8 protein-coding genes and 3 tRNA genes are annotated in these 9,124 nt (G+C 53.3%); 6 read left to right on the forward strand and 5 right to left on the reverse strand.

The genetic code is table 11. The features are described from left to right. Positions 1-24: 24 nt before the first annotated feature. Both gcvA and ABIB59_RS12170 read right to left on the reverse strand, forming a co-directional pair. The gene (gene gcvA / locus ABIB59_RS12165) at positions 25-939 is read right to left on the reverse strand and encodes a glycine cleavage system transcriptional regulator GcvA (RefSeq protein ID WP_039077091.1); all 915 of its coding nucleotides are present in this window, start codon (positions 937-939) and stop codon (positions 25-27) included. 350 nt (positions 940-1,289) lie between these two features. Further along, positions 1,290-1,520, reverse strand: coding sequence for a YgdI/YgdR family lipoprotein (locus tag ABIB59_RS12170; RefSeq protein WP_039077092.1), 231 nt, complete (start codon positions 1,518-1,520; stop codon positions 1,290-1,292). 193 nt (positions 1,521-1,713) lie between these two features. On the opposite strand from ABIB59_RS12170, the gene csdA reads away from it, so the two are divergent. Further along, complete coding sequence (csdA, locus tag ABIB59_RS12175; RefSeq protein ID WP_354035904.1) at positions 1,714-2,919, forward strand: cysteine desulfurase CsdA; 1,206 nt, start codon at positions 1,714-1,716, stop codon at positions 2,917-2,919. After that, the gene (gene csdE / locus ABIB59_RS12180) at positions 2,919-3,368 is read left to right on the forward strand and encodes a cysteine desulfurase sulfur acceptor subunit CsdE (protein WP_039077094.1); all 450 of its coding nucleotides are present in this window, start codon (positions 2,919-2,921) and stop codon (positions 3,366-3,368) included. Before csdA ends, csdE begins: the two co-directional genes overlap by 1 nt. On the opposite strand, the gene tcdA is transcribed toward csdE, so the two are convergent. Both tcdA and mltA read right to left on the reverse strand, forming a co-directional pair. Continuing rightward, positions 3,353-4,165 (reverse strand): tRNA cyclic N6-threonylcarbamoyladenosine(37) synthase TcdA, encoded by an 813-nt coding sequence (gene tcdA / locus ABIB59_RS12185; protein WP_354035609.1) that lies wholly within the window; start codon positions 4,163-4,165, stop codon positions 3,353-3,355. The two genes, csdE and tcdA, sit on opposite strands and share 16 nt — an antisense overlap. 211 nt (positions 4,166-4,376) lie before the next feature. Next, positions 4,377-5,474, reverse strand: coding sequence for a murein transglycosylase A (mltA, locus tag ABIB59_RS12190; RefSeq protein WP_271851734.1), 1,098 nt, complete (start codon positions 5,472-5,474; stop codon positions 4,377-4,379). Positions 5,475-5,678: 204 nt separating this feature from the next. On the opposite strand from mltA, the gene ABIB59_RS12195 reads away from it, so the two are divergent. The 3 genes from ABIB59_RS12195 to ABIB59_RS12205 all read left to right on the forward strand — a co-directional run bounded on the left by ABIB59_RS12195 (position 5,679) and on the right by ABIB59_RS12205 (position 5,998). Then, positions 5,679-5,755 (forward strand) — tRNA-Met (locus tag ABIB59_RS12195). 45 nt (positions 5,756-5,800) lie between these two features. Then, positions 5,801-5,877 (forward strand) — tRNA-Met (locus ABIB59_RS12200). Between the two features lie 44 nt (positions 5,878-5,921). Then, positions 5,922-5,998 (forward strand) — tRNA-Met (locus ABIB59_RS12205). Positions 5,999-6,282: 284 nt separating this feature from the next. Here ABIB59_RS12205 and amiC read toward each other — a convergent pair. Further along, on the reverse strand, positions 6,283-7,536 hold the full coding sequence (gene amiC, locus ABIB59_RS12210) for an N-acetylmuramoyl-L-alanine amidase AmiC (protein WP_072039691.1): 1,254 nt from the start codon (positions 7,534-7,536) through the stop codon (positions 6,283-6,285). Between the two features lie 226 nt (positions 7,537-7,762). On the opposite strand from amiC, the gene argA reads away from it, so the two are divergent. Continuing rightward, positions 7,763-9,094: an amino-acid N-acetyltransferase gene (gene argA, locus ABIB59_RS12215; protein WP_039077099.1), complete on the forward strand. Its 1,332-nt coding sequence runs from the start codon at positions 7,763-7,765 to the stop codon at positions 9,092-9,094. The last annotated feature ends 30 nt before the right edge of the window (positions 9,095-9,124 follow it).

Raw genomic sequence — 9,124 nt, forward strand, 5'->3', positions numbered from 1 at the left:
GTCATGCGCTTACCGCGCGTACAATTATTGTTCGTAGCGGAAACGAAATTTTTCCTGCTCGCTTGCCGCTTTTGCCAGGATCCACTGTCGAAAGGCGGCTATTTTACCCAGTTCTGCCTGGCTGTCATGACAAACCAGATAAAACGCGTTCTTACTGACCAGAACATCATTAAAAGGGCAGACCAGACGGCCTGCTTCAATTTCGGACTGTGCCATCACATTGTTGGCCAGTGCGATCCCCTGTCCATGGATTGCCGCCTGTAGCACCATCGCGCTATGGCTAAAAATAGGTCCCTGCTGAACGTTAAGGTTAAGACCCAATTGCCGCGTATAAGTTTGCCAGTCCCGGCGAGACGCATCGTGCAACAGGGTGTGCTGAGCCAAATCCGCTGGCGTTTTCAAGGGCTTATCACCGGTTAATAATAACGGTGAACAGACCGGCAACAGATATTCCGCGTACAATTTTTCAACACGCAATCCCGGCCAGTTGCCGCGACCATAAAAAATAGCCACGTCGACGTCATCCGCCAGTTTGTCTTCCTGGCGATCTACAGCCTGGATTCGAACGTCGATTCCCGGATAAGCTGAGTTAAAGCTAGAGAGGCGGGGTACCATCCATTGAATGGCAAAACTGGGCAGCAAACTGACCGTCAACGCCCCTTTAGCACTGCGGGCCTGGAGTTTACGCGTCGCTTCGGTCAGTTGGGAAAATATCTCTTTAATATCCTGAAAATAACTCTGCCCTTCCTCGGTTAATAGCAGAGAACGATTACGCCGACGAAACAATTTGAGCCCCAGAAAATCCTCGAGAGACTTGATTTGGTGGCTTACTGCGGCCTGCGTCACAAATAACTCATCTGCCGCGCGCGTGAAACTTAAATGGCGCGCCGCAGCATCAAAAACACGTAATGCATTAAGGGGTGGTAATCGCTTGGACATGGTTATCAGGCTTAGATGTTAAGGCGTTTTAACAAACAGGAAACAATGCGTAACCTATTAGTTTTTTTTATCTGAGCCATTATAATTTGTCCGTTGAGCTTCTACCAGCAAATACCTATAGTGGCGGCACTTCCTGAGCCGGAACGAGAAGCTTTTTTTGGAATGCGTGTTCTGAAGGGCTTTTGGCTTACGGTTGTGATGTTGTGTTGTTGTGTTTGCAATTGGTCTGAAATTCAGGCCACGGTAGCGAGACTACCCTTTTTCACTTCCTGTACATTTACCCTGTCTGTCCATAGTGATTAATGTAGCACCGCAAGATTGCGGTGCTTTTTTTTGCCCGAAAAACGGCGTTATTTCTTCTCCAGCGCAACCATCTCTTTCACATCGCTACGGTTGATTTGCTGTTCATTGCCGTTGGCATCTTTATACGAAATCATACCGGTTTGATCGTCAGTTTTCGGTTTCCCGTCGGAGACAATCGTACGCCCGTCATTGGTATGTAAGGCGTAGTTAGGACCGGAACAGGCGCTCAGTGCAAAAGTAAACAAACAGGCAGAAATAATTGCAGCAGTCTTTTTCATCTTCTTTCTCCTCATAGCAATTAATGCTAAATAAACCTCAATAACTGACAGGCTTAAACATCCATCTAACAGTAATTAGCATAACCTGCTTACAGAAGGTTGCCTGGACAAACAGACAATTCCGATGGTTATCAACCTCCTTGCTCCGGGGATGAATTTGCGCGACGATCAACAGATTGATACGAGGAATACCATGAACGCTTTCAACCCGGCGCAGTTTCGCGCCCAGTTTCCCGCGCTCGCCGATGCCGGTATTTATCTGGACAGCGCCGCCACAGCGTTAAAACCGCAGGCGGTCATCGATGCAACGCAGCAATTTTATAGCCTGAGCGCCGGTAACGTTCACCGCAGCCAGTTTGCCGAAGCGCAAAAACTGACAGCGCGTTACGAGTCTGCCCGCGATCAGGTGGCGACGCTGCTTAATGCTCCGTCGGGTAAGAACATCGTCTGGACGCGTGGCACCACCGAAGCCATCAATATGGTGGCGCAAAGCTACGCACGCCCTCGCCTGAATGCCGGGGATGAAATCATCGTCAGCGAAGCCGAGCACCATGCCAACCTGGTACCGTGGCTAATGGTCGCAGAACAGACCGGCGCACGCGTGATTAAGCTGCCGCTGGGAGTGGATAACCTGCCGGATATCAGTCAATTACCACAGCTCATTACTCCACGAAGCCGCATTCTCGCTCTGGGGCAGATGTCGAACGTCACCGGCGGGTGTCCGAACCTGGAGCAGGCTATCGCTATTGCGCATGAGGCTGGCATGGTCGTGGTGGTGGATGGCGCACAGGGGGTCGTGCATTTCCCGGCTGACGTTCAGCGTCTGGACATCGACTTTTATGCCTTTTCCGGCCATAAGCTGTATGGCCCAACGGGCATCGGCGCGCTGTACGGTAAATCGCATCTGCTGGATGCCATGTCACCGTGGTTAGGCGGCGGCAAAATGATTACCGAAGTGACATTTGACGGTTTTCAGACGCAGCCTGTGCCGTACAAACTTGAGGCCGGTACGCCAAACGTGGCCGGGGTGATTGGCCTCGGCGCGGCGCTGGAGTGGCTTAACGGTGTTGATATCGCCCAGGCGGAAAGCTACAGCCGTGGCCTGGCGACGCTTGCCGAAGACGCGCTCGCAAAACGGGCGGGCTTTCGCTCTTTCCGCTGCCAGGATTCCAGCCTGCTGGCCTTCGATTTTGAAGGTGTACACCACAGCGATATGGTCACTCTGTTGGCGGGTTATGGCATTGCCCTGCGGGCCGGGCAACATTGCGCACAACCGCTGCTGGCGGCGCTTGGGGTAAAAGGGACGCTTCGCGCCTCTTTTGCACCCTATAATACCCAACATGATGTGGACGCGCTGGTTGACGCCGTTGACCGCGCCTTAGATTTACTGGTGGATTGATGATTAATGCCGCATTTGCCGGGCATCCCTTTGGCCATTCCATTACCGAAGAGACGCTACGCCAGACCTTTCTTCCTCTTAAACAGTGGGAAGATAAATACCGTCAGCTAATTTTGCTGGGCAAACAGTTACCCTCGCTTTCCGACGAACTGAAAGCGCAGGCGCGAGAAATCGCAGGCTGTGAAAACCGTGTCTGGCTGGGGTGTACAGCCGCAGAAAACGGCGCGCTGCACTTTTTTGGCGACAGCGAGGGGCGAATCGTTCGCGGTATGCTGGCCGTGCTGCTGACGGCCATCGAAGGCAAATTGCCACAGGTCTTGCTGGCAGGCGATCCGCTGGCACTCTTTGACGAACTGGGATTGCGCGCGGAGCTAAGTGCTTCACGTAATCAGGGGCTGGCGGCCCTGGCGGCCGCCGTGCAGGATGCCGCACGTCAGGCGCTTGCCTGACGATCCGCTTTTGCCATCATTTTTTTCAGTGCATGGGACACCGCCACAAAACCAAAGGTGGCGGTCACCATGGTCGCGGCGCCAAAACCTGACGCACAATCCATCCGTTTTGGCCCTTCTGCCGTGCTTTTCATCGCGCACACTGAGCCATCTGCCTGCGGGTAAACCAGCGCTTCGGTGGAAAAAACACAATCCACGCCCAGTTTGCCTTTGCTGTTTTTGACCACGCCAAAATCGCTTTTGAGGCGCTCACGCAGTTTTGCCGCCAGCGGATCCTGAATGGTTTTTGCCAGATCGGCCACCTGGATTTGCGTCGGATCGATCTGTCCGCCTGCACCGCCTGTGGTCACCAACGGGATTTTATTGCGGCGGCACCAGGCGATCAGCGCCGCTTTCGGGCGCACGCTGTCGATGGCGTCAATCACGTAGCTGTAATCGGCCGCCATGTACTGGGCGACGTTATCGGCCGTCACGAAATCGTCAATCACTGTGACGCGACACTCCGGGTTAATCAGCGAAATACGCTGCGCCATCACTTCCGCTTTTGCCAGACCAACGTTGTCACGCAGGGCGTGAATCTGCCGGTTGGTATTGGTCACGCAGACATCATCCATATCGATCAATGTAATAGCGCCAATTCCTGTGCGCGCCAGCGCTTCGGCAACCCATGAACCGACTCCGCCGATGCCAACGACGCAGATATGCGAATCGGCAAACAGTTGTAGCGCTTTTTCACCGTATAAACGCGCCGTGCCGCCAAAACGCTGACGCCAGGCATCGCTGATTACCACAGACATAAGACCTCAGATGTAAAAAGGGTGAGGTTTATCCCTCACCCATGATATTGCTGACAACCCTGGAGCGATGAAGTTAGGGGAACTCCCCGGTGGCGTTTCGCTTACCGGGGCTACAAGACCGTAGACCGGGTCAGGCACTTGCGCCGCCATTCGGGGCGACGCCACTCCATAAATCCATTATTTTTTAAAAACCAATTTTAGCGTATCACACTCAGCCGCTAAAGACGTTACCCGTCCCCGGCGCGGTTTTCAGCACCCACACGCGACCATAATGGTTGTACCATCCGGCACGGTGACCGGCATCCGGGCCAATCCCCTGATAGATATCGAAGTGCTGGCCTTTAATGGCGCCGCCAACATCCAGCGCCACCATCAGCCGTAACTCATACTGACCGGTAAATTTGCCATTCGCATCAAGCAGCGGCACTTCTGCCAACAGCGTGGTGCCCGCCGGGATAATACTGCGGTCAGACGCAACGGATGCGCGGCCAATCAGCGGTACCGCACTCGCCCCTTTCACCGGTGCGTAGGATTGCGGTTTAAAGAAGACAAATGACGGGTTTTCTTCCAGTAAGGCACGCACTTCCGCTTCACTGTGGGTTTCCCCCCAGTGGCGGATTGCCTGCATCGACATGTCTTCTTTTTTATACTCGCCCCGGTCGATCAGCACCTTACCGATACTGCGGTAGGGATGACCATTTTTGCCAGCATAACTAAAGAAGTTCAGCGGGCTACCGTCGCCAAAATCAATATAGCCGCTCCCCTGAACGTCCATAATGAAGTTATCCATCAGCGAGTTGCTATAGGCCAGCACGTAGCTGTCGCTCAATGCGCCCGCGTAAATCTCTGCGCGGGAAGGCAGACGACCGCGTTTGGACGGCATGCGATAAATTGGATACTGGAACTCGCCCTGGCGGGTATGGCGCGCCTGCACAACCGGCGTGTAATAACCGGTGAACTGGACGTTACCGTAATTATCCGCCCCTTCCATCTGCCAGGCATCAATACCGTACTGACGCATCATGCGCGTATCGCCTCCGGCACGCAGCCACTGCTGTACCGCGTTATAAACGTTGCTCTGTCCTGAATAGAGGCGCGGAGAAGCGCTGCGGATTTGATTTACCTGCTCGGCAAAGTCGCCCGCGTTAATCGGCGCGCCAGTCGCATCAGGCTGGTTTACCAGAGAGAAAGGCTGGGAGAATTTCCCGTCCTTATATTGTTGACCGCGATCGGTCGGCTTTGAAGTACAGGCGGCGAGAAGTGCTGCCATTGCGCCTGCGAGTAGATATTTTGCCCAACGTCCTTTCATTTCTCTCATCTTCTGGTTAATCCGGAGCGTGATGAAGATAACAAACCGCCCCTGCGAATGAAATGCGATTGCGCAACCTGCCGCAAATGCAGTACAAAAAACACCCTTATCGTACTGTTTTTATACAAATGTCGCGCTAATAAGCTATTCCGTTAAAAAAGGGTTGCATCAAAATGTTAGCGGAGTATAGTGCGCATCCACGGACGCGGGGTGGAGCAGCCTGGTAGCTCGTCGGGCTCATAACCCGAAGGTCGTCGGTTCAAATCCGGCCCCCGCAACCAATTAAAATCAGAAGTAAATTTACTCGATGGAAGAGTAAACGCGGACGCGGGGTGGAGCAGCCTGGTAGCTCGTCGGGCTCATAACCCGAAGGTCGTCGGTTCAAATCCGGCCCCCGCAACCAATTACAATCTGATGCAAGTTTACTCAATGAAGAGTAAAGACGGACGCGGGGTGGAGCAGCCTGGTAGCTCGTCGGGCTCATAACCCGAAGGTCGTCGGTTCAAATCCGGCCCCCGCAACCAATTTCATAAGCACCCTCAAGGGTGTTTTTTTGTTTTTATTCTTCACCCTTCACGCTGTGCCAATGTTGGCTGCCCTCATTCACCCCAGTCACGTACCTTTGTACGCTCCCGGGGATTCATTCCGTTGCCGCCTCGGCACAACCTGAATGTTTCGAATAAAAATCCTGATTTCACCCTTCACGCTGTGCCATTGTTGGCTGCCCTCATTCACCCCAGTCACGTACCTTTGTACGCTCCCGGGGATTCATTCCGTTGCCGCCTCGAATAAAATCCTGACTAAAACACTAACCTCTTCTTGCCAGCGTTGCGCCATCGGCAAAATACGCCTTAATCCCTGCAAGAATCGACTCCGCCACCTCTTGCTGGAATTTCGCCGTCTTAAGCTTACGCTCTTCTTCCACGTTACTGATAAACGCCGTTTCGACCAGAATCGACGGAATATCCGGTGCTTTCAGTACCGCGAACCCGGCCTGCTCGACACTGTTTTTATGCAGGTTGTTAACATTACCCAGCTTGTTGAGCACCGCTTTGCCAAATTTCAGGCTGTCATTAATGGTTAATGACTGCACCATATCGAACATCGTATGGTCGAGATAACGATCGCCGCTCTTGCTAACCCCACCGATTAAGTCGGAGGCATTCTGCGTTTCCGCAAGGTATTTCGCCGCCGTACTGGTCGCCCCTTTGGTTGAGAGGGCAAAGACCGACGAACCGCTAGGCTGGCGGCTGCTAAAGGCGTCCGCATGAATGGAAACAAACAGGTCGGCGCGCTGCTTTTGCGCTTTGGCAACACGCACTTTCAAGGGGATAAACACATCTTCATTGCGTGTCATGTAGGCTTTCATATTGCCTTCCTGCTCAATCAGCGCGCGCAGGCGACGGGCAATTTGCAGCACCACATCTTTTTCGCGGGTCCGGTATTTCCCGATAGCGCCCGGATCCTCACCGCCATGGCCAGGATCCAGCATAATAACGATCGGCCGATCCCGCCCCGCTTTGCCCGGTTGTGGCCCGCTTTGCGCAGGCGGCACCTGTTTTTCCAGGTCGCCCTGGTTGTACTCTTCCAGAAGCGCGAGCAGCGGATCCTGAACATCTTTCGCATTCGCCGGATAAAGATCCATTACCAGACGTTCTTTAAACCCTGCCACCGGCGCAAGGGCGAAGAGCTGCGGTTTAATATCCTGCTTAAGCTCAAACACCATACGCACCGTTTTTGGATCAAACTGCCCAACGCGCGCAGATTTGATAAAAGGATCATCGCCGCGAATTTGACTCCCCATCCCTTTCAAAACGGAGTTCAGGTTAACGTCTTCAATATCAACAACCAGCCGATCCGGATTGCTGAGCGCAAACTGGCGATATTTCAGCACACGGTTAGACTCAACGGTCACGCGAGTATAGGTTGACGCAGGCCAGACGCGCACCGCCACCACCTGACTGACGGCGGCAAGACCGACCTGACTCACGCTCAATAACCACATAGCGCCCGCCCCTTGTAACAATCGGCGGCGGCTCAGCCTTGATTGACTTCCCGACATGCTTCTCCCGAGCAAAAAAGATGAAATACTAAGTAAACGTCAGATTTGACCGAAAACTTTAACGAATGACGCATAAACTGTCATCTATAAAAGGGTAAACATACACAATCCATGCAATGGCACGCAGGAATTATTCTTTGTCTAAGGCGAATTTATGGCTTGCACCCAGCGCCATAAAAGAATAAAAATACACAATTTACGAATAATCATGCAGTGAGGGTTGGCCGTGGTAAAGGAACGCAGAACCGAACTGGTACAGGGATTTCGCCATTCTGTTCCCTATATTAATACCCATCGGGGAAAAACGTTTGTCATCATGTTGGGTGGCGAAGCCATTGAACATGAAAACTTTTCCAGCATTGTCAGCGACATAGGCTTACTCCACAGCCTCGGCATTCGCCTGGTGGTGGTGTATGGCGCACGTCCGCAGATTGATGCCAATCTTGCTGCGCATAATCACGAACCGGTGTATCACAAACATACCCGTGTGACAGACGCCAAAACGCTTGAACTGGTGAAACAGGCCGCCGGTCTGCTGCAACTGGATATTACCGCTCGCCTCTCCATGAGTCTGAACAATACGCCATTGCAGGGCGCGCACATTAACGTGGTGAGCGGCAACTTCATCATCGCCCAACCGCTGGGCGTGGACGATGGCGTTGACTATTGCCATAGCGGACGTATCCGTCGTATCGATGAAGAAGCCATCCACCGTCAGTTAGACAGCGGCGCTATCGTGCTGCTCGGCCCTGTTGCGGTGTCCGTCACTGGCGAAAGCTTTAACCTCACCTCGGAAGAGATTGCGACACAACTGGCCATCAAACTGAAAGCAGAAAAGATGATTGGCTTTTGTTCATCGCAGGGCGTCTACAACGAAGATGGGCAGATTGTCTCCGAGATGTTCCCGAACGAAGCCCAGTCGCGGGTCGAATCGCTGGAAGAGCAAGGCGATTACCACTCCGGAACAGTACGTTTCCTGCGTGGCGCGATGAAAGCCTGTCGCAGTGGCGTTCGCCGCAGCCACCTGATCAGTTATCAGGAAGATGGCGCCTTATTGCAGGAGCTATTCTCTCGCGACGGTATCGGTACGCAGATTGTGATGGAGAGCGCGGAACAGATCCGTCGTGCCACCATTAACGATATCGGCGGCATTCTTGAGCTGATTCGTCCACTGGAGCAGCAAGGTATTCTGGTGCGTCGTTCGCGCGAACAACTGGAGATGGAGATCGATAAATTCACCATCATTCAGCGCGATAATCTGACCATCGCCTGTGCGGCGCTCTATCCGTTCCAGGAAGAAAAAATCGGCGAAATGGCCTGCGTAGCGGTACATCCGGACTATCGCAGTTCATCGCGCGGCGAGGTGTTGCTTGAGCGCATTGCGGCCCAGGCAAGACAGATGGGTCTGAGCAAACTCTTTGTCCTCACCACCCGCAGCATCCACTGGTTCCAGGAACGTGGCTTTACCCCGGTGGACATCGATTCCCTGCCGGAAAGTAAAAAAGAGATGTACAACTATCAGCGGCGTTCAAAAGTGCTGATGGCAGATTTGGGCTAAGTTGCACCATCGCCCTCACCGCCGGGTGAG

It is taken from the genome of Citrobacter sp. UYEF32, assembly GCF_040546205.1.
Lineage (GTDB): Bacteria > Pseudomonadota > Gammaproteobacteria > Enterobacterales > Enterobacteriaceae > Phytobacter > Phytobacter diazotrophicus.

Excerpts from the sequence above, each read along its gene's own strand:
- tcdA (WP_354035609.1), bottom strand. The coding sequence starts at position 4,165 with ATGTCTGTGGTAATCAGCGATGCCTGGCGTCAGCGTTTTGGCGGCACG.
- csdA (WP_354035904.1), top strand. The coding sequence starts at position 1,714 with ATGAACGCTTTCAACCCGGCGCAGTTTCGCGCCCAGTTTCCCGCGCTC.
- csdE (WP_039077094.1), top strand. The coding sequence starts at position 2,919 with ATGATTAATGCCGCATTTGCCGGGCATCCCTTTGGCCATTCCATTACC.
- gcvA (WP_039077091.1), bottom strand. The coding sequence starts at position 939 with ATGTCCAAGCGATTACCACCCCTTAATGCATTACGTGTTTTTGATGCT.
- ABIB59_RS12170 (WP_039077092.1), bottom strand. The coding sequence starts at position 1,520 with ATGAAAAAGACTGCTGCAATTATTTCTGCCTGTTTGTTTACTTTTGCA.
- mltA (WP_271851734.1), bottom strand. The coding sequence starts at position 5,474 with ATGAAAGGACGTTGGGCAAAATATCTACTCGCAGGCGCAATGGCAGCA.
- amiC (WP_072039691.1), bottom strand. The coding sequence starts at position 7,536 with ATGTCGGGAAGTCAATCAAGGCTGAGCCGCCGCCGATTGTTACAAGGG.